Origin of the sequence: Bacillus cereus group sp. BfR-BA-01408, assembly GCF_022663305.1 — a bacterium.
GTDB classification, from domain to species: Bacteria; Bacillota; Bacilli; order Bacillales; family Bacillaceae_G; genus Bacillus_A; species Bacillus_A pacificus.
On sequence record NZ_JAKUFF010000189.1, the window covers coordinates 1 to 613 of the forward strand.

A 613-nucleotide genomic window follows, 5' to 3' on the forward strand; every position below is an offset into this window, starting at 1 on the left:
TTTTGTAGTAGGTCTACTTTAATCGAGCTTGGACGATCTGTTGCTTTATTATCGTTCCACGTTTTTGTTCCTTCTACTTTTGTTTCGCCTACTTTTGTATTTGTGATGTCATAACCGTGTACGTCAGATTGGTATCCCGCTACTGGTTGTTCCTTCACTTCATACTTGTACGCTACTCCATCTTCATCGTATGCTTGGAGTTTTTCAAACGTATACTTCCAGTTTGTTTCTGCTGTTGCTTCTTTTGTATCTACTACTTTATCGTTTTGTAGTAAGTCTACTTTAATCGAGCTTGGACGATCTGTTGCGTTGTTATCGTTCCACGTTTTTGTTCCTTCTACTGTCAATTTCGCTACTTTTATATTCGTAATGTCATAACCTTTTACCTCGGATTTATATCCTGCTACTGGCTGTTCTTTCACTTCATACTTGTACGCTACTCCATTTTCATCGTATGCTTGGAGCTTTTCAAACGTATACTTCCAGTTTGTTTCTGCTGTTACTTCTTTTGTATCTACTACTTTACCGTTTTGTAGTAAGTCTACTTTGATTGTGGTTGGACGATTTGTTGTATTATCGTCTTTCCATGTCTTCGTTCCTTCTACTTTTGTTT

General features: G+C 37.4%; 1 protein-coding gene. It reads right to left on the reverse strand.

From position 1 onward, the window contains the following. Positions 1-613 (reverse strand): Cna B-type domain-containing protein (locus tag MR083_RS26815; protein ID WP_242270101.1); only part of this gene is annotated, 613 nt, incomplete at both ends.